This is a genomic window from Brevibacterium sp. SIMBA_078, from assembly GCF_046534565.1.
GTDB lineage: Bacteria > Actinomycetota > Actinomycetes > Actinomycetales > Brevibacteriaceae > Brevibacterium.
This window is the reverse complement of sequence record NZ_JAWRYQ010000322.1, coordinates 1-261: the sequence shown is the minus strand read 5'-3', so window position 1 is coordinate 261 and position 261 is coordinate 1. Positions and strand designations below refer to the sequence as shown.

The window sequence follows — 261 nt, the reverse complement described above, 5'->3', positions numbered from 1 at the left end:
CTTCAATACTGACGGCACAGCCACGCTCAATTATCGCTACCGCTCTAAACTCGACCCAAGCAAGCGGCCGGTGATCAAGTTGGGCATCTGGCCAACGCTCGATGTAGAAGAGGCGAGGGTGATTGCCAAAAACTACGCCGCTGACATCGCGAAAAATATTGAGCCTCAAATAGAGCTTATGCGAGAGCGTGAAGAGAAAGCGGAGGCCAAACGCCTCAAGGCTAAGGCCAAAGCCAGTATCCTCGGCAATTTCATTGACGC

General features: G+C 52.5%; 1 protein-coding gene. It reads left to right on the top strand.

The window, feature by feature from the left end:
• A partial coding sequence (locus tag SB749_RS19885; protein ID WP_410711824.1) for an integrase arm-type DNA-binding domain-containing protein occupies positions 1-261 on the top strand: 261 nt, incomplete at both ends.